The organism is Actinoplanes sp. NPDC049599 (assembly GCF_044465625.1).
Classification (GTDB): Bacteria; Actinomycetota; Actinomycetes; order Mycobacteriales; family Micromonosporaceae; genus Actinoplanes.
The window spans coordinates 171518-191822 of the sequence record NZ_JBITLX010000008.1; the positions used below are offsets into that span (position 1 = coordinate 171518).

Consider the following 20305-nt stretch of genomic DNA (forward strand, 5'->3'; position numbering starts at 1 on the left):
GTACGCTCGGATCGTGGCCGCTGATCAGACCGCCCCTCGCCTGGACGTCGACGCTCTGCTGGCCGATCCGGCCACGCGAATCGTGGTCTGCTGCGGCGCCGGCGGTGTCGGCAAGACCACCACCGCGGCGGCCCTCGGGCTGCGCGCCGCGGAGCAGCACGGCCGGCGCACGGTCGTGCTGACCATCGACCCCGCCCGCCGGCTGGCCCAGTCGATGGGCCTGACCGAGCTGGACAACACCCCGCGGCAGGTCAAGGGCATCGACACCGAGGCCACCGGCGGCGAGCTGCACGCGATGATGCTCGACATGAAGCGCACATTCGACGAGGTCGTGCAGGCGCACACCTCGCCGCAGCGCGCCGCGGAGATCTTCGCCAACCCCTTCTACCAGGCCATGAGCTCGACGTTCTCCGGCACCCAGGAGTACATGGCGATGGAGAAGCTGGGCCAGCTGCGGGCCGGCGACGAGTGGGACCTGATCGTGGTGGACACCCCGCCGTCGCGTTCGGCGCTGGACTTCCTGGACGCCCCGGCCCGGCTCTCGCGCTTCCTGGACGGCCGGATGCTGCGCCTGCTGATGGCGCCGGCGCGCGGCGGCCGCAGCATGTTCAGCCTGGTCACGGCCTCGTTCGGGATCTTCTCCCGGGCGGTGCAGAAGATCCTCGGCGCCCAGCTGCTGACCGACCTGTCCGGCTTCGTGGCGGCGCTGGACTCGATGTTCGGCGGCTTCCGGCAGCGCGCCGATGAGACGTACCGGATCCTGCAGGACCCGCAGACCGCCTTCCTGCTGGTCGCGGCGCCGGAGCGGGACGCGGTCCGGGAGGCCGCGTTCTTCGCCGAGCGGCTGGTCACGGAGCGGATGCCGCTGGCCGGCCTGGTGCTCAACCGCACCCACGAGGCCACGCTCGAGACCGTGACGGCCGCCGAGGCCGAGGCTGCGGCGGCCGCGCTGGACGCGGCCGGCGATCAGCAGACCACCGCGGACGCGCTGCGCATCCACGCGTCGCTGCTGCGGCTGATCGACCGCGAGGTACGGATGGCCGCCGAGTTCACCGACGCGTTCCCCGAGGTGCCGACGGTGGCGGTGACAGCGCAGCCCGCCGACGTCCACGACGTCGACGGGCTGCGGACAATCGGTGCTGCGCTCTCCTGACCGGACGGCAGCACTGACCGGAAATCAGCGGGTGGAGACGAGCACCTTGTCGGCGCCCTTCTCCCGCAGCGCGGCTTCGAACATCTTCCGCCAGCTCGCCACGTGCGGGTGCCGGCGCAGCAGTGCGCGCCGTTCGCGCTCGGTCATGCCTCCCCAGACGCCGAACTCGATCCGGTTGTCCAGAGCGTCGGCCAGGCATTCGTAGCGGACCGGGCAGCTGCGGCAGATCCTCTTCGCCACGTTCTGCTCGGCGCCCTGTACGAACAGTGCGTCAGGGTCGCCACTCTGACACGCCGCCATACTGGGCCAGTCGCTGATCATCCCCATCTGTCCACGTCCCCCCTTGCTTCCCCTGACGTCTGCGGACTCATGTCCCCTCAAGTCACACAGGCGTCGTGCGATAGCTCGCCGGATCATCATGCTCTGTAGTCGGGCGATTACGCAACGTTGTCCCTCAAAAACGTATACCTCGGTAGTTCCGGGCATCTCGGGCTGACCGGACAGCGAGAAATTCACAAAAATTCTGGGAAAACGCCGCGCTCGGCCGATAGAACCGGCAGGATGATTCTGGGCGAACCGTGACCTTCTCGACACCAGTCACGGGTATCTTTCGCGTACCCTGCTCAGGTGACCTCCTGGATGCGCAGACGCGATCACAACATCTTCGCCAATGCGACCTCGCTGCTGATCTGTGGCCTGCTCGCGGGCGTGGTCGTGGCCGCCGCAGCCTTCCCGGCCGTGGCGATGTCCGGCCTCGCGGCCAAGGCCGGCGGTGAGACGTTCGCCAGCCTCCCGTCCGAGCTCAAGCAGGCCAGCGCCCCGCAGATCAGCCGGGCCTTCGCGTCGGACAACAAGACGCAGCTGTCGGTCTTCTACGACGAGTTCCGCAGCGAGGTGCCGCTCAAGGACATCTCGATCAACATGCAGAACGCGATCATCTCGGCCGAGGACCACGAGTTCTACAAGCACAACGGCGTCGACATGAAGGGTGTCGCCCGGGCGTTCGTCAACAACAAGAGCGGCAAGTCCCAGCAGGGCGCCTCCACGCTGACGATGCAGTTCGTCCGGATGTCCCTGGCCTACTCGGCGACCAGCCCGCAGGAGGTCGTCGACGCCACCAAGGACACCCCCAAGCGCAAGATCAACGAAATGAAGTACGCGCTGCAGATCGAGAAGGATCTGACCAAGCAGAAGATCCTCGAGGGCTACCTCAACAAGGCGCCCTTCGGCAACGGCTCGTACGGCATCTACGCGGCCAGCCAGGTCTACTTCAGCAAGAAGCCCAAGGACCTCACGGTCGCCGAGTCCGCCCTGCTGGCCAGCATGGTGAAGGCACCGACCGCGTTCAACCCGACCACCGCCAGCGGCTACCCGCAGGCCCTGGACCGCCGCAACTACGTCATCAACGACATGCTGGAGCTCGGCTTCATCACGCCGGCGGAGGCCAAGAAGGCCACCGCGACGAAGATCAAGCGGACGGTCAAGCGCCCCGGCAACGGCTGCGTCTCGGTGTCGAAGAACAACTGGGGCTTCTTCTGCGACTACTTCTACCGCTGGTGGCTCAGCCAGGACGCCTTCGGCGCGACCACGTACGACCGTGAGCGGCGGCTGAAGAGCGGCGGCTACCGGATCCAGACGTCGATGGACGTCAAGGCCCAGCAGGCCGCCCGCGAGAACATCGGCGACAAGATCTCTCCGAACAACAAGAACGCCCTGCTGCTCGCCGCCATCCAGCCGGGCACCGGCAAGGTCCGGGCGCTGGCCGCGAACCGCAAGTTCAAGCTGGACGACCCCGACAACCCGGTGAACAAGATCTCCTCGGACCCGAAGAAGGCCAAGAAGAAGATCCGCGGCACCTACCCGAACACCACCAACCCGCTGCTCTCCGGCGGCGGTGACATCACCGGCTACCAGGCCGGCTCGGTGTTCAAGATGTTCACCATGGTCGCGGCGCTGGAGAACGGCTACCCGCTCGCATACTCGATCAACGCACCCGCCAAGTACGTCTCCAAGTACCGCATCGCCCCCGGCCCGTCGACGTGCAACGGCATCTACTACTGCCCCAGCAACTCCGGCGGCAAGGGCGGCGGCGTCACCAACATGTGGACGGGCTTCAGCCGCTCGATCAACACGTTCTTCGTGCCGCTGCAGGAACGGGTCGGCGCCGAGAAGGTCGTCGACGTCGCCCAGCGCTTCGGCGTGAAGTTCCGCACCAAGACCGACATCGACCTCGGCTCCACCCGGGCGGCCGCGCACCAGTGGGGCGCCTTCACCCTGGGCGTCTCGTCCTCGACCCCGCTGGAGATGGCGAACGCGTACGCGACCCTGGCCGGCGACGGGATGTACTGCGAGCCGACCCCGGTGCAGCAGATCACCTCGCTGCACGGCGAGAAGATCGACGTCGGCAAGCCGCACTGCACCCGCGCCACCTCGTCCGACGTGGCCCGCGCGGCGCTCGACGCGGCCCGCTGCCCGGTGGGCGACAACGCGCAGCTCGGCAGCTGCGGCGGCAGCCGTACGGCGGGCCGGGCGCACGGGATCATCGGGCACCCGATCTACGGCAAGTCCGGCACCACCGACAGCGACAAGACCGCCGCGCTGATCATCGGCAGCAGCTCGCTCACGGTGGCCGGCTACCTGGTCAACCCGGACTACCAGAACCACCGCGACCGGATGTCCCACGACATCGTCAACCCGGCGGTGTGGGACACGATGCGCGACTACCTCAAGGGCAAGCCCCGGGTCCAGTTCAAGAAGCCGGGCAGCTCCAAGATCTCGATCGGCGACCAGCGCTCGATCCCGGACGTGACCTGCGCGACCATCGCCGGCGCGAAGTCCCGGATCGAGAGCGCCGGCTTCACCGCCTCGATCGGCCAGGAAGTCGAGTCCGACTGCCCCAAGGGAACGGCCGCGGGCACCAACCCGGGCGGCCGCACCATCAAGGGCGGCTACGTGAGCATCGAGATCAGCAAGGGCAAGGCCGACGAGAAGGCCGACAAGCCGAAAAAGCCCAAACCGCCAGGACGGCGCTGACGCCCGGCGGGCGGGTCACCTCAAGGGGTGACCCGCCCGCCGCGTCAGTGGAGCTGTTGACGCCCCCGGCCGCGTCAGCCGAGCTGGTCGCGCACCAGCCGCGTCGGCTGAGCTGTTGACGCCCCGGCCGCGTCGGCTGAGCTGGTCGCGCCCCGGCCGCGTCAGCTGAGCTGGTTGCGCACCGCCGCCGCCACCCGGCCGCCGTCGGCCCGGCCGGCCACGGCCGCCTGGGCCGCCTTCATGGCAGGCCCCATCTGCGCCTTGCCGGTGAAGCCGCCCGCCGCCAGCGCCCCCGCGACCAGCTCGGCGATCTCCTCGTCGGTGAGCTGCGCCGGCAGATACCGGTCGAGGATCTCGCCCTCGGCGCTCTCCTTCGCGGCCTGCTCGCTGCGGCCCGCCCCGGCGAAGGCGGTGGCCGCCTCCCGGCGCTTCTTGGCCTCCTTGGCCAGCACGGCGAGCACCTCGTCGTCGCTGAGCACCTTGGCGGCGTCCCCGGCGGTCTCGGCGTTGCGCACGGCGGTCAACGCCATCCGCAGCGTCGAGGTGGTCAGCTCGTCCCGGCTCTTCATAGCGGCGTGCAGGTCATCGTTCAGGCGGTCTTTCAGCGTTCCCATGGTCGGTCAAACTACTCTGGCCGTCATGCGCAAGCGCCCCTTTATCGCCCTGGCCGCCGGAATCACCGCCGCCGGTGGTGCCGCCTTCGCCTACGCCTCGCTGATCGAACGCAACCTGTTCACCCTGCGCCGCTTCGACATCCCGGCCCTGGAGCCGGACGCGGAACCCCTGCGCATCCTGCACATCTCGGACCTGCACATGATGCCCGACCAGCGCCGCAAGCAGGACTGGGTGGCCGCCCTGATCGGCACCGACCCGGACCTGGTGGTGGTCACCGGCGACAACATGGCGTCACCCCAGGCGATCCCCGGCGTGCTCCGCGCCCTGGACCCGCTGCTCCACCTGCCCGGCGCCTTCGTCTTCGGCTCCAACGACTACCGCGGCCCGGTCTTCAAGAACCCGCTGGAATACCTGCTGCCGGAACGCGAATACGTCCAGGGCGTGGAACTACCGGCCGAGGACCTGCGCGCGGCCTTCGTGGACGCTGGCTGGGCGGACCTGAACAACGCCCGCACGGTGCTGAAGGCAGGCGGCCGCTCGGTGGAACTGGTCGGCGTCGACGACCCCCACGTCGACCGCGACAACTACCCGTCGGTGGCCGGCCCCACCTCCCCCGGCGCCGACCTGCACATCGGCCTGACCCACACCCCGGCCTCCCGGGTCCTGGACGCCATGGCAGCAGACGGCTTCGGCGTACTCCTGGCCGGCCACACCCACGGCGGCCAGGTCTGCGTACCGGGCTACGGCGCCCTGACCACCAACTGCGACCTCCCCCACGCCATGGCCAAGGGCCTGCACCGCTGGCCCGGCTCAGAATCCTGGCTGCACGTCTCGGCGGGCCTGGGCACCCACCCCACCGCCCCGATCCGCTTCGCGTGCCGCCCGGAAGCCACAATCCTCACCCTGATCCCGCGCTGACCTGCGGTTTCACCAACCCCGGATACCGATTTCGCGACGGCGGAAGCGTCGGCTAGTATTGCTGAGCACGCTCGGGGTGTGGCGCAGCTTGGTAGCGCGCTTCGTTCGGGACGAAGAGGCCGTCGGTTCAAATCCGGCCACCCCGACCCTTGAAACACCAGCTCAGGGCTGGTTCTCCTAGCGGAGAACCAGCCCTGAATTGCTTCCCAGCCTGCCTCTGGGAGTGATCTGGGAGTGGATCTTGATTTCTCACTCCCCAACCTCCTGCCGGCGAGCCTCAAGAAGCCGGTCCAGGACCACGACCGGGGAGTGCGACGCCATCGCGAGCCGGGCATCCAAGGCGGCCTTCCACAGCCTCGTCAGTTGGGCGAGGAACTGATGGCGCATGGCCGGCGTGATGTGTGAGTAGCGCGCCTGGACCGAGCCGTCGAAGTGCCCCATCCGGCCGTCCTGAAGTACGGCCGGCACCCCGAGTTCCTGCATCTGCGTCTTGTGACTGTGCCGCAGCCCGTGCGGCGTCAATCCCGAGGCGATCGGCACCCAGCAGGCGTCAGCTCTCTGCGCAGCACCGCGACCCCGAGCAGGTACCCCCGGCCAGGGCTCACCGAGCACCGGAACCGGCCGGGCGTCGTGCGGTGCGACACGCGGATACCGGCCTGAAGCAGCGGGATGGAACAGCCAGGTCGCGAAGCCCGTCCGTCGCCAGTGCGGCGCAAGCTCACCCAGCAGTTGCCCGCCCCGGACGTAACCCAGCTCGGCGGTCGCCTTCAATACCCGGACGCGAGTGGCTTCCGGCACCGACTCCGGACGGTTCAGCACTGCCGAAACAGTTCCGGTCGACACACCAGCGCAGCGGGCCACATCGACCAACTTCGGTCCGACCGCCCGAGCCGCGCCGTTCGCAGGACGATGACCGCTGAAGGCATACGTACGTCCATGGCAGGAGCACGGCCGCGGCTTGGTGGACGCGAGATGCCCGGCGACCAGGCGGTCCAGCCAGTCCGGGGTATCAATCGTCCGGTGAGAGTCGTCCTTCGGCGGACACCGCAGGAACTCACCCGTATCGAGTTCGTATAGCTGCCACTCGACCCGGATGCTCCCCCGCCTCACGAACTCCGTTTCCAGGCCCACGAGTTCGGCCCACCGCATACCCGTGAAGCCCTTGAGCACGACAGCGACGAATTCGTCATCGCGGCCGGACAACAGCGCAGCACGCTCGGCGATGAGCAGGATGCCGAGAGCGTCGGTCACCACCTTCTCCGGACCACGGCTACGAGACCGCCCGGCCCGCTTTCCCCGTCCCCGGCGCCGAGTGGCCGGATTGACCTCGCGCAGGCCTTCCTCCACAGCATCACCGAGGATCAGGTGCAAGGTCCCCCGCCACGTCTTGATGCTCGATTCGGCATAGCCGGCCGCACGCTCGGCCTTCTCCCACGCGGCCACGTCCGACGCGAGAATGTCCGCGACCGCGATGTCCTCGAACGTCGGTAGCAGGTGCTCTTCGATGTGCCGCCGATAGTTCTGCATCGTCGACGCGGCGAGATCCTGCGCGGCGTACCAGCCGCTCGCGTACACGCCAAAGGCCACCCGGCCCGCGCGCGGATCTACCTTCGCGTTACGCGCCTTGGTCTCCGCGTCGCTGGCGGCACGCTCGGCATCGCGCTTTAGCCGGAACTTGACGGTCCTCCCAGCCGCGTCCTTGACCGTCTGCAAATCACCCGGCCGCGCCCAATACCGAGCCCGGTAATAGTCGCCTCGCTTCTCCGCGAACGGCATTAACCCCTCCCCCGCCTACGCCGCAACATTCGAAGTCCGAGCCCGCCGAGGCGGACGAGCTCGCAAAGCCACCGGGGCCTCCACCGATCGAGCCGGCGGACGTGGCCGTGGAGCGGGCATGGCCGTGACGGATGCCTCGCCGTCGACCGCCTGCACCTCGAAACGCCGCAGAATGGCGACGATGTGTTCCTCGGTGAACAGGTAGCCGCCGCCGATCCAGCAGAACGGGATGCGGCGTCGGCGCGCCTGCTCTTTGACCCACCACTCCGAGCAGTGCAGCCGCTCGGCGACCTGCGCAGGTCGGTAGAAGTTCGTGCCTTCCATGCTGCTCATGCACCTCCCGAAGTCACTGATGAGTCATTCACTGCCGAGACATTGGCGGGCGGTGCGTTCGCGCGACGTTGCCGAGCGGCGTTGAGCTGGCCTCTGCGTTGGATTCGCTGGCTGACCATCCGCAGGAGCCGGTGTTCGAGTGGGGGTAGGTCCGGGTCGTCGTGGTGGGCCATCTCCCAGGCGAACGGGGCCGGCTTCGCGGCTTGCGGGTCGCCGGCTGGCGCGGTCGCTGTGTCGTCGCTGACGCCGAGTAGGGCTTTGACCCAGGCGTGTGCGTCGGCCCGGTGGTCGGCGAGGGTCTTGCCGGACCAGTCGCGGGAGACCAGCACGCGTCGGCCGCCGATGCCGAGGGTGGTCTTCTGGTGGACCTTGCCTTTGCAGTGCCCGGCCCGGAGCCGCCCGTGGGCTTTCTTCGGTTGCACGCCGTAGAGCAGCCAGTTCGCGCACCGCTCCGAGCACGGCGTGACGCGCAGCTCGGCCCAGAACCGGTCCAGGTGCTCGCGCTGGCGGTCGCTGGTCACGGCGTGGCAGTCAGCGGCGCTCTTGGTGACGTACTTGGTGATGTAGCCGATCGTGCGATCCACGTCCTGCGCACCGGGGTCGACGCCTTTGGCCTTGACCTGCGGACCGAACCGGGCCACGTGGGCCGGTTCGGCGTCCGGCTCGTCGTCGACGGCGTCCAGGGCCTCAGCCCAGGTCGGCAAGGGCTGGCCGGTGTCCGGGTCGACCCACGACTCCCGCTCGGCGTCCCAGGTCGGCCGGTGGTCGGGGGTATAGCGGATGGTGTCGGCGGCCGGCCACCACACCTGGTGGTAGGTCGCGGCGGCGACCTTCTCCAACATCGCGCGAGGGACGGTGCCCCGGATGGCGAAGTGCGCGTGCGGAGCCAAGCGGCGTTGTGGCTCGACACAGCCGGCGTACTGGACGTTCCAGCCGACCGCGCGGCGCAGGTTCTGCCAGTACCGATCGAGCAGGCGAGGGAAGTGCACAGCGTCCCAGGCCGCCCGCCGGTAGTCGTAGGTGTTCGGATTGACCGGCGTACCCAACAGCGGGTCGTCGTCAGCGTGCCAGCGGCGGCAGACACACGGCCGACCGGCGGGGATGGAATGCACCGGCCCGTAGGTGTCGAGGGTCAGCGTCAGCCACATCGACGGCTGATGCACCCGCCCGTCGGTGCCGGTGTAGGTGCGCCCGACCGTGCGCGGCTCGACCTTCTGCCGAGGCAGTTCGGGGACGTCCTGGCGGCGCTTGGTGGACCGGGTCCGGCGCGGCCGGTCCTCGTCGTCCTGGTCGTCAGCGCCGTTGCCATGCGGAGGGGCGATCCGGCCGCGCAGGCCCTCGGCGGCAATGGCTTCCTCCACCTCGGAGATGGCCTCATCGAGGTCAGCGACCTGGTCCCATTCGGCATCACGTTCGGCGGCGGCCCGGTAGTACTCGAAGTGCGCCCGCAGGCTGATCAGCGCCTTCTGGTCCTCGGTGGCCGGTTCGGGTGCGGGGTTGGGTTCGTCGGTGCGGTGCCAGCCTTCCCGAATCTGGACCTGGCGTAGCCGGCGGGCGCGTGTCGCACACGGCGGGCACTTGGCTTCCAGGGTGGCGCCGCAGGGCAGGTCGATGAGTTCGGTCTGTCCGGTCGTCAGGTCGGTACGGCGTAGCGCGATCGGGCGGATGCAGACGCCGTGGTCGGTGGCGAGTTGCTTGAGCGCGTCCACCGCTCGGGGCAGGGCCAGGCGTGCGGCCCGCGACCCCGGCCGAGGAGCAGTAGCGACAGGGACGGGGACCGGCGAGGGCAGGGGCAGGGTGGGTGCGGTCATCGGGTGGTGGCCTCCGAAGTCGCGGGGGTGCCGTTGAGTCGGGTGAACGCTCCGGCTGGGACCGGGACGACCGCCGTTGGTCGGGTCGCGGGTTCCGCGACGACGGCCGCTGGACGAGGTGCCGGTTCCGGCAGGCGGGTGCTAGCGGCCGGGTGGTCGGCGGCCGAAGTAGCGGCGGTGTCGACGGTCATGGGCGCTCCAGCCGCTGCGTGGCCGATGGTGGGTGTGGTGAGGACGAGCTTGACCAGGGCCATGAACGCCAGCGCGGGTACGGCTGACAGCAGCCACCCGGACGGGCTGGGTTGCGCGACGGCCAGTTGCGCGGCCAGGGACAGGGAGGCGGCGGCGATGAGCAGGGTGAGTGGGTAGCCGATCGGAGCCCCGGCCTTGCGCCGGCGGCGGATGACCAGGAACGCGGCGACGGGGACAAGTTCGCTGATGACGGCGTTGACCCAGCCGAACGCGTCGGGGGTGCCGGCCGGGGCGTGGCGCATGGTCCAGTCGTGCACGTGGGTGAACGACGCCCACCCGGCCGATGCTGCGACGGTCACGACGATGAGGACCAGGACCACGGATTCGGCCCGGTCGGCGCGCTCGTTCATGCCGCACCACCGTCGGTGGCTTCGCCGTCGATGACCCGCAGCCGCCCGTAGGTGTGGGCCATGTCGCGGATGTCCTGGTCGTCGAGGAAGGAGAACCGGACCCGCATCGGTGTCGGGTCGCCCTCCAGCGCGACGTAGCCGACACCGGGTTGGGTTTGCGGGATGCGGTCGCACAGGGCACCGCGGTCGCGCATCCCGTCCCCGAGAACCATGTCGACCTCGGCCGGCTCCGACAGCCGCAGCCCGATCCGGGTCGGGAACAGCCCACGTGCGGGCAGGACTTCCTTACGCGGGTCCTGGATCGCCGCAACCACATGCACCCCGACCGCGCGGCCCTGGGTCAGCACGATCCCGAGCGCGGCCTTGATCCGGTCTTTGAGCTGCCGTTCGGTCAGGTAGGCGGTGAGGTTTGCCAACTCGTCGATGACCAGGACGATCAGCGGTTCGGCCAGGGTGGGGGTGTGTTGGCGGGTTTCGCCGGCCAGGCGTGCGGCCCGGTCCTGCGCCATCGCCGCCGCCTGCTCCAGCATCTGGGCCATCTCGGCGAAGTCGCGGGAGGCGAACCGGGTGAACATCGGCCGGCCGATCCCGAGTTCCATGCCGCCCTTGGGGTCCAGACCCCACAGCTGCACCAGCCCGGTCCCGACCCCGCCGGCCAGCGATCGCACCAGTGACCAGATCACCGAGCCTTTGCCGGAGCCGGTCGCGCCGACGATGAGGACCTGGGTGCCGAACAGCCGCAGCTCATACGGCGCCCCGTCCTCCCGGACGCCGAGGGTGAGTGCGGTGAAGTCCGGGACACCGGTCACGGCCAGGGGTGCGACGGTGTGGTGGAGGGTGTCGCCGCGGAGCAGGACCAGGATGACCGTGCCGAACGCGGTCCCGGCCACGGCTTTGACTTGGCGGACGCCGAAGGTGTGGGCGAGGCGTTCGGAGGCTTTGGCGAAGTCGTCGGGGATCTGCCCGGTCACCATCCGCACGGTCACGACATCGGAACCGGCCCGGCACCGCACCCGCTTGAGCACTGGAATGATCGTCTGCCCGTCGTAGGCCACGGCGAGTTTCGCGGTGACCATCGCCGCGTTCCACCGTCGTCGGTAGACGAATCGCCGCCACCGGGCCAGGACCGGGTAGCAGCCGAACCGCAGACACGACGGCCGATGTGAGAACCACCAGCCACCGCCGACCACCGCGAGCGAGCCGACCAGCATCACCGGCCCCTGCCAGCCGCAACGCAGATACAGCCAGGTCAACAGCGTGACCGGCAAGGTCACGTACCAGAACCGCACATACGCCACGGTCAGCCAGCACAGCGCCTTGATCGCCTGCCAGACCACGAGCAGCCAGATCGGCAGCCGCAACACCGGCGTGCGAACGGTGAACGGTGCGGTCGGGATCGATTCGCCCCGGATCACGTTGATCAGCGGCATCCCCGCGCCCCCTTGCGGTGTGCGGCGTGGAACCGGTCAAGCTCGGCCAGGAACAGGCGGATCTTGTGGAGACGCTCAGCGTCGCTGACGTGGGGCATGTCGGCCCACGCCTTGATCCGGCCCATGGTCGCGGCGTACCGATCAACAACCTCGGTGCGGTCCGGCGCCGACGGCGCGTCCGTGGGCCGGTCGCAGCCGGGACACGTGTCGGCGCCAGGTGGCAGTGCGGAGAGCAGGCCGCGGCCGCCGCAGGTCCGCCACACCGCCCGGCCGGAGGTGGTGATGCGGGCAGCATCGTTTACCGTGGGCATCTCAGCCCCTTTCCTGATGTGAGGGTTTGTGGTTGAGCGCCGGGGGCGGGGGAGTCTCTTGCCGGAGGAATCCCGCCCCCTTGACGCGCGTCGACAGCTCAAGCCGCCTCCGGCTTGACCGCCTGCTGCGGCTGGGTCAGCCCGGACGCGCGGATGGACCACGCCTGCCGTGCCCGGCACTTCGAGCCGTTGCCCTTGCACTTCTGCGAGTCCACGTACGGCGTCAACGTCACGTCGGTGAACTCCACCAACGGCGGATAACCCGGCACCGTCGAGGTCGGCGGCACCGGCTGCTGCGCGGCTACGACCTTGACCTTGAGTTCCTTCGACGCACCGAACTTGCCCGCCTCCGGGTCCAGGTCGAGAACCTTGACCAGCCACACCCGCTCACCGGTCTCCTTGTCCCGCATCTGGTCATCGCCCTGGCCCCGCTTGTCGAAGTCCGTAGCCGGCTCCACGCCCAGGCACAGCGCACCATGCGGCGCGACGTACTCCCACGGCACCGGGATCTTGATCGAGCTGGGAATCATCAAATCTCCTGACCATCTAGCAAAGACGTCTACTCGTCTTATCAAGATGCCTCAGAGATCGATCGATCCGCAACTCTCATCGCCAAGCCACCCAGTGATGCATGTCACTCAACGGCTGCAGGGGGTCGTGACCGGCTGTTCGGCCGCGAGACGACCAGCGCGGACGGGATCCAGCCATCGCCGTGGCTATGTGTGGGAGCGCGCTGCCGACTAGTCCTCGGCGTAATTGCGCGCAATCAGAGTTTGTTTCGGCTTCCGCCGCCAAGGCATCCGCCGCTTCGGGGACACATCCAGGAAGGCGTCGATCGGCTCTTCTCCAGCCTCCTTGGTGAAGTTCGGCTCGAACTCGGCAAACGCGGTATCGGTCATGTCGGCCCTGACCACAAGCGGCGTGTTGGTCGATATTTCGTAGCCATTACCCATCGTGACGACCGCAAGGAGGAGAGTCTGCTTAACACCGTGGTCTCGCATCACACCGTTCAAGAAGCCTTTCATCTGCGTCCGTTCGTGCACCAAGATCGCTTCGTCGCCGGGCTCCAGTCGCTTTGGCAGAAGGTCTCCCCACTGACTTGCGGCAGGCTGCGGCTCGAATTGAAGCCCCGCCCCACCCATAGGTGACAGATACTCGCATCGGCGGATAGTCACGGCAGCACGGCCGCGGTTCTGCACGAAGACCGCGTTGACCGGCTGTTTCGTGTTGTCTCGCGGGTTGAGCTTCGATGCGCCCCTGCGCCTCCGGCTTGGCTTCGGGTCAGGGTGGGCTTTGTTGATCCGCATCACGCGCGTCGCACCGTTTGGAAACGTGACGTTGAGCTGGTCTTGTTGGTCATACACGTAACCCACACCCAGCCTCAGGGCGATGATCGGACCAGAGTGTCGCCAGCTACGAAGCGCCCAAACGATCGTCCACGCTAGCCCTGCGAGAGCAATGACGCCTGTGATGATCGCAAATACGACCTGCTCCTTGGACATAAGCACAATGTAGATGCCATGCGCACTGACGGCTATCACGTTCTCGGTGGCGTGAGGCCCTTGGGGTGTTTCTGTTTCCTCGGACGACGCCAGAGATACCGCCACCTAGAATGGCCAAGACAGAAAGACCCGGTAGCAACAGCCCACCGGGTCTCTCCCTGCCCTACCGCTGTGTCCCTTGATCACCGCCGCCCATGCGTGGCACGCGCGGTGCGCTACGGAGTCGATACCTCAGCGGAGTCCCGCCCAAAGTGCTCGCCAAGCTCGACACCTTCGTGACTGCGTCAGGATCGCTCACCTTAAGTGCAAGGTGATACACGACGCCCAGAGCAGCTATCTGAAATGCGAGCCGACAGAACGGGGTGGCGATGACGGCAGCAGCCGCCCAGACGGCCATGTGCATGGCCTCATCCCTCTCGGCACGCCTGCGAGGTTAGCTGTCGGGTTCGGGCGGGAAATGCCCGGCCACCGCTGGTGGCTTCACCCCGAGGTCTCGGCGGTACGCCGCGAACAGCGCTCCACCGTGAGACCGAATCTGGGTCCCCCGTCCCTGCCCCCGTGTGCCGTTTCTGAATCGCAATTGCGGATGAAGCGCCACCCGGACCGGGGCAGGGCTCGGCGTAGTCCGCGGTGGAGCGAGCGGCGAGCGGGCGCTCGCCGGCACCGTCTTTTCTACACGCCGAAAGCACCAGGTCCAAGAGGAATGAGAACCTGCTTGCAGGACGACGCCAGAGATACCCCACAGCCGCGACGGAGAGACGAGCTGGCGCCCATCGCGTCGGGCGTCCTCTCCGGCGTCAAGACTTCAGGCTGCGGGTCGCGAGGTAATAGATCGCGAAGAGAGGTCAAGTGCGGTCGCCCGAAGGCCGCGCCGTCGCCCCGGCACGGCCGCCAACAGAGTTGACGCCTCCCACCCAAGCCCGCCGGCCCGGCACGAGGCCGACGGAAGGGTACGTAGTTTGACGCGAACATAACCATTTGGCTCAGCGGAGAGGGAAGATGTCCTCCAGCTCGTGCCGACTGGCCGGGATCACGATGTCCACAGCTAGGAGCGGCAACGCGGCTGAGTCGCACACGGTCAGCAGGAGTGTGAGCAGGGCGTCTCGCTTGGGTAGCTCCAGAAGCTTTGCCTCTTGGGCTGTCGCTATGCGGGCAGAGACCCGTTCAACAACGTGGTCCAAGGTGATGCCCGCCCGGTCAGCCAGGTGCGACAGCACACCGCCGGTCAAAGGCTCTGGCGCAGCAACGTCCGAGTCGACGGCCAGGGCGGTCGGCACGTAGACCGTGGACAGCTCGACGGGTCCGACGCCGGCGACACGCATGAGGCGCCTGCGGGCGATGACGGTCGCGCCCTCGGGGAGTCGCAGTGCCGCCGCCGCGCGAGGTGGGGCGGCGACCTCGCCCGCGTTCAGGATGGTGACGTCACCGACCTCCGTGGCGTTCAGGAGGGCGGTTGTGTGCGCGGGGAGGGCGCGTGACTCGGTGACGGGCCGTTCGCGAACGGTCCGTCCTTTGCCGTGTTGGGCGTCAACCCAGCCTTGCTGGCGAAGGATTTCCATCGCCCGAACGACGGTGGGGCGGGAGACGCCGAACTCTTGGACGAGCTGCGATTCGCTGGGCAGCGTGCTGCCGATCGCGTAGGTGCCGTCCTGGATCCGCTGTTGGATCGCATTGATGATGGTGATGTATTTCGGTGGAGTGACCTCGATCGGCACCCGGCCCACCTGCCTGCGAAGTTGAAGAGACGACTGCTTGTCTTAGCAAGAGACTAGGTGGTGTCCCAAGGTTCTGTCGAGCCGGCCGCCGTGCCAGGTGGTACATCGAACTCTGCCCCGACCGCGCTCCGCGGATCCGCCGCAACGACGCGTTGGCCGTCGAGCGCGATGTCGTTGAGCAGGCTCGACACGGCTACACATGGCAGGACGTCCCCGCACTTGCACCGCAGGATTCGTCCGTCGCGGCGTACCTCGTTGTGCCGTTGGGCCACCAGCGAGCGATAGCGGATGACGAGCATGTCTCGCGGGTCAAGGTCGGTTCCGTCGGCATTGCCCTTCACCGCTTTGGTGGATGCTGACGAAGGGCTGACACGCGGACGAGTGCTTCGCGCTCGGGGCCTTCCTGGTCGTGGCCGTAGATCGGCACGCCGATCAAGCGAACCCACTCCAGGCGGGGGACTTCCTGCGGCGTGACGGTCATGGCAGTGACGCGCATTTTCAGCACGCCGACGCCGTAGCAGTAGTCGGCCTCCGGTATCTCGACCAGGTCGCCGACCTGGACCAGCAGTTCCGGACGCTTCCGAGCGCTCATCGCGGCCCGTCCGGCCCGGAAGATCGGCTGCCCGCCGCAGTTGGCGTCGGTCGGACCAGCGGGTGCCGTCGGCCTGCCGTGACCAGGCCGACGATCGCGAGGCGTCGCGCAGCACAGGGGTAAGGACGACAGGGCCGGCAGGTCAGGCAGAAGCCGTCGGCTCCGCGCGGATGGTCGGTGAGCAGCCGACTCGCGAGCCGCCTTATCAGCTCTTGCGCCGACTGAGACATGCGGTACCGCGCTGCGCTGCCGTAGTCGTGAGAATCGAGTCCACTCATGTGGGGCCGCTCCCTGATGGAAGGGCACCGAGGCGGACGGCGATTACCGTCCAGATCGGGGGATTGGCTGGCTACGCAGCGTCCGCCCCGGTGCCGGCTGGACGGATCGGCGCTGTCACGGGAACCCCGGCGCGCGGATCCGTTGCGTCTCATGAGTGAGGGCCGGTCGGCCGATCTGCGACCTTTCCCGTCCCGGCGCAGTCCAGGCAGCCGCCCTGTGCCACGGCAACAGGCCGCTCGGCCACAGGGACCACGCGGAAGGCGGTCACGACCTTCCACCCCCTGCCCTCGCAACCAGGGCATCGGCTCGCGGACGGGGACCTTCCGGGATCCTCATCGCGGAACAAGAACGAGACATCGTCCGCTCGTGAGGTACTCGGCGTAGCCCCGTTGTCACTCATGCCACGAGAGTGGCCCACTCCACATGGGACAAGAAGGCCACTGAGAGGACTTAGAGAGGACTTTTCTACGGCAAGAATGCCATCCTGCGGGATCGGAGTCCTCGATGAGGACGGTTCTGTTCTACCGTGGTGGAGAGTTGATCCCCCACAGAGGAGGCACAGGACATGACTCAGTCCTCCGGCAACACCCGTCTCAAAGCTGCCCGGCAGCACGCCGGCTACGCCTCTCAGCAGGCGTTCGCCAACGCTCTCACCCAAGCTGCCCCACGCATCGGCCTGGGCTCGATGGAGGTGAGCGTGCGCCAGATCCGCCGGTGGGAGTCTCCCGCTCCGCCCTGGCCGCGAGCCGACCACCAGCGGCTCCTCGTTCACCTCCTGCAAATGCCGGTCGAGCAACTCGGCTTCACCCCGCCATGGCAGGTCTCCGAGCGGGCAGCCGGTCAAGCCGCCCCCGCCGGCCGGGACACTTCAACCCCTGTCCCGGCCGGTCTTCCGCTGCCTCAGCCGACCGCCGCAGTGCAGCCGCCCACCATCGGCGCCGACTACACCACCATCACGGTTGCTCACCGCCGGCTCTACTGGAGCGTTCAACCCGCGCACCTGCACCCCACGGTCGCTGAGCACACGCGACTCGGCCTTCACCTGCTCGCGGAGACAACAGGCGTCGCCCGGCGTGTGCTTGCCACCGCCTTGGCCGAGTCGCTGCTGCTCGCTGGACGCATCGAGTTCTTCGACCTCCGCCAGCCCGACGAAGCCGACGCCACCTACGTGCGCGCGCTGCAAGCCGCCGGCGAAGCCAACGATCCGCTCCTGGGCGCCGCGATCCTCGCTCACGCTGCCTTCATCCCCGGCTGGGCACAGCGCCGCGACGAGGCAGCCGAACGCCTCCGGGCCGCCCGCACCTACGCCCGGCGCGGTCCGGCCTCAGCCGAGTTCCTCGCCTGGATCGACGCCGTCGAGGCCGAGTGCGACACCCGCTGCGGCCACCCCAAGGACGCCCTCCGCGCCATCGCCCACGCCGAGAGCGTCCTCACCACCGGCAGCGAGCACCACTCGCCCGAGTGGTTCACCTGGTTCTCCCCGGTCCGGCTGGCCGCGTTCAAGGGCAACACCCAGCTCAAGGCCGGGCGTCACGCCCAGGCCCACGACACCCTCAGCGCGGCCCTGGAAGCGCTGCCCGCCGACGAGGGCAAACAGCGCACCGTCATCCTCGGCGACCTGGCCGCCGTCGAGGTCGCCCGCAAACACCCCGACGAAGCGTGCGCCCACGCTCAGGCAGCACTCGACCAACTCGGGATCACCTGGTATGCCACGGGAATGGAACGCATCCGCGACGTCCGCCAGGGCCTGCAACCGTGGGCCGACACCGACTGCGTCCGCCAGCTCGACGACCGCCTCTACGGCTGGCAGACCACGCTCAGCGCGCTTCGCCGTTGAACGCCGCGATCCGCTCAGGCAACTCGGCCAGCGACATGATCCGCATCGTCGCCAACCGGTCCGCCTCCGGGTCGTTCTGCTGGATCGACGCCCACGGACCCCGAAGGATCAAAGCCGTCTTGAAGCCCGCCGCGACTGCGGGTCGGATGTCGTTGTCCAGCCGGTCACCGACGTACAACGTCTCTTCCGGCCCGCACGGGGTCTCCTTCGCCACCGCATCGAAGAAACCAACGTCCGGCTTCGACACGCCCCAGTCGTCCGACGTTGCGATCATATCGCTGGGCAGATCCATCGACCGCAGCAGACCGCCGGCCCGCACTGTCTGGTTGCCCGCGATCCCCACCCAAAGACCGGCCTTCCGCAGAGCAGTCAACGCCGGCCGCACATCCGGGTAGAGGTCGTCCTCACCGAACCACTCCGGCTTACCCGCAGCCGCCCGCACCTCCCGCTCCTCGGTCAAATCGAAGCCGGGCCGGAACACCTGGAACGTCTCGCGGTAGTCCTGACCCCGCGCGATCACCGCACCGAACACTGCCGAGAAGGTGTGACGAGGCACCCCGAGCCAATCAGCCCAGGTGCCGTACTCCCGGGCCTCATTGACCAGACACTCACCGACGTCGAATACTACAGCTCGGATCATGGCGCCGATCTTAACTCGCCCGGTGGCTGGCGAGTCAGCCGAGAACGCTCGATGCAACGGCCATTAGTGGGCCCCGCCGGGCCGTCGATCTCATTCAAACATTCCGTAAGTCTTCAAGGCGGCCCGAAGCGGGCCGCTCACGCCGCCGCCTGGGGCGAGCCCGTGCCGCCGCTGTCACTCTGGCCCAGACATGCAACCAGCCCGTTGGCTGGCGTGTAACAGCGGGAGGTCGGGCCGCGGCGACACGACAGAGACGGTGTTTGGGGGTTAAGGGGCCTGCACGGCAGCCAACCGGCCCGGCCTGGGCGACGCGACCGAGCTGCCCACATGGCCGTAGCGCGTGTGACAGGCCGATGGCTGGCTGCGTTACTACGCCTCCGGCGGGGCTCTCTAGTTCCTGGCGCACCTGCGTAACGGCGCCATCTACACGCGCTTCGCCGTCGGCTCGAGACCGGCGTCGCGACTGCCTGGCGCTACGTCAGAGCTAACTAACGCGCCACCCCCCGTATGCGCTGCAGTTTGACAAATCCCTGGTCCTGTTGGCCGTCGATCATCGGCAGCCTTATCGCAATTTTGGCCAGAGAGAGTGCCTGACGACCTCGTGGTAGTTGTTCGAGGCCGTCACATAGTGAAAGCTCCCATGGCTCGAACTCGTGACACTCGTCGTCGAGGACTGCACAGTAGAAAATATTCAGGTTCAGGTACTCGGCCAACTTGTGGTAAAAGTTGTACTCTCGTTGCACGGCGGGGACCATATCCTGCGAGTCAATCGTGGTTAGCTTCGCATACTTTAGTACAAGGCGCCCCGCAACATAGGCGACGAAGTCGGCAATCTGCACGATTCGGGAGTCTTTGCTATCGACGTACTCACAGATCGGGTTCGAAATTGGCTGCAAATCCGGGCCGAAATCCTGGCTCAACCCTCTCGATATCCCTCCCCTCTGAGTGGGGCGAGTCAATTTAACGCCGTCCCCTTTGTCAAGTTGAATCTTGTTAGATTCTCCTATCACTTCTCCGTGTTTTATGGACAACCAAATATTCGTTTGAGAAGTCACTTCGGTCAGGAGCTCGCCAACTCGGTAGCCCTTAGTTTCGGCTTGAGCCACTCGTCTTACCCCAGCCACGCTGAACGGCACATATTTCTTAATACTACGAGCTAGATCGAGCAAGAAGGCTTGCAGCTTGAGCTGTGTATCAAGCTCATGATACTCCGACTTCACTCTCGACTGGCCGCTCGTCAACTGCTTCAGGTGTATTTCTGCGGTTCTCTTATCCGCGGCCGGCGCATGCCGGGAGATGGAACGTTGAATCACTTTCTCAAGCTTCCCGAAATCGGCTACGCGACATGCGCTCATTCCGAACGATGCGATTTTATGATCAGCTCCCATCTCACTGTAATCAGCGCCGATAGCGAAGTTGCCCTCGGTTGCTCCCTTCAAGCTCGCGAGTCCGCCATTAGGATCCATCCATTGCACCGCACTGCGCTCGGGATAAGTTGGGTCTCGGCGAGATGACATGATTTATACCGCCTTTCCGGCATGGTCTCCTGGGCTCCGCTTGGGGCCTCGCTCCGTCAACGTTATCTGTATGGGCACCTAGTGGGAATGATGTATTCAGTCGCCCGCGGATGAGGAATGGGCGACCCGCGTTGGGGAAGTATCCGATATCGCTGCAGCGTGCGGGCAGCGCCAGTTACTGGACGTTAATGCCCAACCGGCACAGGATCACACTAGCTGACAGGAACACTCGCACCCTACG

The 20305-nt window shown here is 67.4% G+C and carries 18 protein-coding genes, 1 tRNA gene and 1 riboswitch; of the genes, 5 read left to right on the forward strand and 14 right to left on the reverse strand.

What is annotated here, in order from left to right; genetic code table 11:
* Positions 1-10 precede the first annotated feature (10 nt).
* Positions 11-1153 (forward strand): ArsA family ATPase, encoded by a 1143-nt coding sequence (locus ACIBQZ_RS17415; RefSeq protein WP_396089819.1) that lies wholly within the window; start codon positions 11-13, stop codon positions 1151-1153.
* Positions 1154-1177: 24 nt separating this feature from the next.
* On the opposite strand, the gene ACIBQZ_RS17420 is transcribed toward ACIBQZ_RS17415, so the two are convergent.
* Positions 1178-1480, reverse strand: coding sequence for a WhiB family transcriptional regulator (locus tag ACIBQZ_RS17420; protein ID WP_041832981.1), 303 nt, complete (start codon positions 1478-1480; stop codon positions 1178-1180).
* A gap of 312 nt (positions 1481-1792) precedes the next feature.
* On the opposite strand from ACIBQZ_RS17420, the gene ACIBQZ_RS17425 reads away from it, so the two are divergent.
* Positions 1793-4186: a transglycosylase domain-containing protein gene (locus ACIBQZ_RS17425; protein WP_396089656.1), complete on the forward strand. Its 2394-nt coding sequence runs from the start codon at positions 1793-1795 to the stop codon at positions 4184-4186.
* Between the two features lie 161 nt (positions 4187-4347).
* On the opposite strand, the gene ACIBQZ_RS17430 is transcribed toward ACIBQZ_RS17425, so the two are convergent.
* Positions 4348-4800, reverse strand: coding sequence for a GatB/YqeY domain-containing protein (locus ACIBQZ_RS17430; RefSeq protein ID WP_396089657.1), 453 nt, complete (start codon positions 4798-4800; stop codon positions 4348-4350).
* Between the two features lie 25 nt (positions 4801-4825).
* On the opposite strand from ACIBQZ_RS17430, the gene ACIBQZ_RS17435 reads away from it, so the two are divergent.
* A complete protein-coding gene (locus ACIBQZ_RS17435; protein WP_396089658.1) occupies positions 4826-5719 on the forward strand; it encodes a metallophosphoesterase in 894 nt (297 codons plus the stop codon).
* A 72-nt stretch (positions 5720-5791) separates the two neighbouring features.
* A tRNA-Pro gene (locus tag ACIBQZ_RS17440) sits at positions 5792-5865 on the forward strand.
* Between the two features lie 103 nt (positions 5866-5968).
* On the opposite strand, the gene ACIBQZ_RS17445 is transcribed toward ACIBQZ_RS17440, so the two are convergent.
* The 10 genes from ACIBQZ_RS17445 to ACIBQZ_RS17490 form a co-directional block, all read right to left on the reverse strand.
* Entirely contained in the window at positions 5969-7495 is a 1527-nt protein-coding gene (locus ACIBQZ_RS17445; protein ID WP_396089659.1) for a LacI family DNA-binding transcriptional regulator, read from the reverse strand.
* Positions 7496-7510: 15 nt separating this feature from the next.
* The gene (locus tag ACIBQZ_RS17450; RefSeq protein ID WP_396089660.1) at positions 7511-7828 is read right to left on the reverse strand and encodes a helix-turn-helix domain-containing protein; all 318 of its coding nucleotides are present in this window, start codon (positions 7826-7828) and stop codon (positions 7511-7513) included.
* A complete protein-coding gene (locus ACIBQZ_RS17455) occupies positions 7825-9639 on the reverse strand; it encodes a replication initiator (RefSeq protein WP_396089661.1) in 1815 nt (604 codons plus the stop codon). Before ACIBQZ_RS17455 ends, ACIBQZ_RS17450 begins: the two co-directional genes overlap by 4 nt.
* Positions 9636-10241: a DUF2637 domain-containing protein gene (locus ACIBQZ_RS17460; RefSeq protein ID WP_396089662.1), complete on the reverse strand. Its 606-nt coding sequence runs from the start codon at positions 10239-10241 to the stop codon at positions 9636-9638. Before ACIBQZ_RS17460 ends, ACIBQZ_RS17455 begins: the two co-directional genes overlap by 4 nt.
* Positions 10238-11671, reverse strand: coding sequence for an FtsK/SpoIIIE domain-containing protein (locus tag ACIBQZ_RS17465; protein ID WP_396089663.1), 1434 nt, complete (start codon positions 11669-11671; stop codon positions 10238-10240). The genes ACIBQZ_RS17460 and ACIBQZ_RS17465 overlap by 4 nt, the downstream gene beginning before the upstream one ends.
* The gene (locus ACIBQZ_RS17470; RefSeq protein ID WP_396089664.1) at positions 11662-11982 is read right to left on the reverse strand and encodes a hypothetical protein; all 321 of its coding nucleotides are present in this window, start codon (positions 11980-11982) and stop codon (positions 11662-11664) included. Before ACIBQZ_RS17470 ends, ACIBQZ_RS17465 begins: the two co-directional genes overlap by 10 nt.
* Positions 11983-12080: 98 nt before the next feature.
* Positions 12081-12512, reverse strand: a complete 432-nt coding sequence (locus tag ACIBQZ_RS17475) for a hypothetical protein (protein WP_396089665.1) — start codon at positions 12510-12512, stop codon at positions 12081-12083.
* Between the two features lie 210 nt (positions 12513-12722).
* Positions 12723-13484, reverse strand: a complete 762-nt coding sequence (locus ACIBQZ_RS17480) for a hypothetical protein (protein WP_396089666.1) — start codon at positions 13482-13484, stop codon at positions 12723-12725.
* Between the two features lie 408 nt (positions 13485-13892).
* A riboswitch (cyclic di-AMP (ydaO/yuaA leader) is annotated at positions 13893-14060 on the reverse strand.
* A 407-nt stretch (positions 14061-14467) separates the two neighbouring features.
* Positions 14468-15199 (reverse strand): GntR family transcriptional regulator, encoded by a 732-nt coding sequence (locus tag ACIBQZ_RS17485; RefSeq protein ID WP_396089667.1) that lies wholly within the window; start codon positions 15197-15199, stop codon positions 14468-14470.
* 337 nt (positions 15200-15536) lie between these two features.
* Positions 15537-15791, reverse strand: a complete 255-nt coding sequence (locus tag ACIBQZ_RS17490) for a hypothetical protein (RefSeq protein ID WP_396089668.1) — start codon at positions 15789-15791, stop codon at positions 15537-15539.
* An 844-nt stretch (positions 15792-16635) separates the two neighbouring features.
* Between ACIBQZ_RS17490 and ACIBQZ_RS17495 the strand changes: the two genes are divergently transcribed.
* Positions 16636-17907: a hypothetical protein gene (locus ACIBQZ_RS17495; protein WP_396089669.1), complete on the forward strand. Its 1272-nt coding sequence runs from the start codon at positions 16636-16638 to the stop codon at positions 17905-17907.
* On the opposite strand, the gene ACIBQZ_RS17500 is transcribed toward ACIBQZ_RS17495, so the two are convergent.
* Together ACIBQZ_RS17500 and ACIBQZ_RS17505 are read right to left on the reverse strand one after the other, a co-directional pair.
* Positions 17888-18547 carry an HAD family hydrolase gene (locus tag ACIBQZ_RS17500; protein WP_396089670.1) on the reverse strand — a complete coding sequence of 220 codons (660 nt, stop codon included), beginning with the start codon at positions 18545-18547 and terminating at the stop codon, positions 17888-17890. The genes ACIBQZ_RS17495 and ACIBQZ_RS17500 overlap by 20 nt on opposite strands.
* Before the next feature lie 488 nt (positions 18548-19035).
* Positions 19036-20064 (reverse strand): DUF3800 domain-containing protein, encoded by a 1029-nt coding sequence (locus tag ACIBQZ_RS17505; protein ID WP_396089671.1) that lies wholly within the window; start codon positions 20062-20064, stop codon positions 19036-19038.
* Positions 20065-20305 lie beyond the last annotated feature (241 nt).

Excerpts from the sequence above, each read along its gene's own strand:
- ACIBQZ_RS17505 (WP_396089671.1), bottom strand. The coding sequence starts at position 20,064 with ATGTCATCTCGCCGAGACCCAACTTATCCCGAGCGCAGTGCGGTGCAA.
- ACIBQZ_RS17450 (WP_396089660.1), bottom strand. The coding sequence starts at position 7,828 with ATGAGCAGCATGGAAGGCACGAACTTCTACCGACCTGCGCAGGTCGCC.
- ACIBQZ_RS17430 (WP_396089657.1), bottom strand. The coding sequence starts at position 4,800 with ATGGGAACGCTGAAAGACCGCCTGAACGATGACCTGCACGCCGCTATG.
- ACIBQZ_RS17490 (WP_396089668.1), bottom strand. The coding sequence starts at position 15,791 with ATGAGCGCTCGGAAGCGTCCGGAACTGCTGGTCCAGGTCGGCGACCTG.
- ACIBQZ_RS17420 (WP_041832981.1), bottom strand. The coding sequence starts at position 1,480 with ATGGGGATGATCAGCGACTGGCCCAGTATGGCGGCGTGTCAGAGTGGC.
- ACIBQZ_RS17435 (WP_396089658.1), top strand. The coding sequence starts at position 4,826 with ATGCGCAAGCGCCCCTTTATCGCCCTGGCCGCCGGAATCACCGCCGCC.
- ACIBQZ_RS17475 (WP_396089665.1), bottom strand. The coding sequence starts at position 12,512 with ATGATTCCCAGCTCGATCAAGATCCCGGTGCCGTGGGAGTACGTCGCG.
- ACIBQZ_RS17445 (WP_396089659.1), bottom strand. The coding sequence starts at position 7,495 with ATGCCGTTCGCGGAGAAGCGAGGCGACTATTACCGGGCTCGGTATTGG.
- ACIBQZ_RS17455 (WP_396089661.1), bottom strand. The coding sequence starts at position 9,639 with ATGACCGCACCCACCCTGCCCCTGCCCTCGCCGGTCCCCGTCCCTGTC.
- ACIBQZ_RS17495 (WP_396089669.1), top strand. The coding sequence starts at position 16,636 with ATGACTCAGTCCTCCGGCAACACCCGTCTCAAAGCTGCCCGGCAGCAC.
- ACIBQZ_RS17480 (WP_396089666.1), bottom strand. The coding sequence starts at position 13,484 with ATGTCCAAGGAGCAGGTCGTATTTGCGATCATCACAGGCGTCATTGCT.
- ACIBQZ_RS17465 (WP_396089663.1), bottom strand. The coding sequence starts at position 11,671 with ATGCCGCTGATCAACGTGATCCGGGGCGAATCGATCCCGACCGCACCG.
- ACIBQZ_RS17425 (WP_396089656.1), top strand. The coding sequence starts at position 1,793 with ATGCGCAGACGCGATCACAACATCTTCGCCAATGCGACCTCGCTGCTG.
- ACIBQZ_RS17500 (WP_396089670.1), bottom strand. The coding sequence starts at position 18,547 with ATGATCCGAGCTGTAGTATTCGACGTCGGTGAGTGTCTGGTCAATGAG.
- ACIBQZ_RS17470 (WP_396089664.1), bottom strand. The coding sequence starts at position 11,982 with ATGCCCACGGTAAACGATGCTGCCCGCATCACCACCTCCGGCCGGGCG.
- ACIBQZ_RS17460 (WP_396089662.1), bottom strand. The coding sequence starts at position 10,241 with ATGAACGAGCGCGCCGACCGGGCCGAATCCGTGGTCCTGGTCCTCATC.